1 protein-coding gene is annotated in these 203 nt (G+C 67.0%); it reads left to right on the top strand.

Translation table 11 applies throughout. The annotated features are described in order from the left end of the window. On the top strand, positions 1-203 hold a 203-nt coding region (locus IG04_RS49080; RefSeq protein WP_157513156.1), incomplete at both ends, for a zinc ribbon domain-containing protein.

Genomic DNA, 203 nt, shown 5'->3' with positions numbered 1-203 from the left:
GTCCGCCCGGCACTGGACGTGTCCGGGCTGCCGCACCCGGCACGACCGGGACCTCAACGCGGCGAAGAACATTCTTGCGGCTGGTCGAGCCGTAACCCGAGACACTGTCTCGGGTGATGCCTGCGGAGCTGATGTCAGACGGCAAGGGTCCTCCCTTCCGCGATCGGCAGTGAAACAGGAACCCCGTGCCGTGAGGCACAGCG

Source organism: Lentzea albidocapillata, from assembly GCF_000719115.1.
GTDB classification, from domain to species: domain Bacteria; phylum Actinomycetota; class Actinomycetes; order Mycobacteriales; family Pseudonocardiaceae; genus Lentzea; species Lentzea albidocapillata.
The sequence above is the reverse complement of the archived record's forward strand: the minus strand, read 5'-3'. Positions and strand labels throughout refer to the sequence as shown.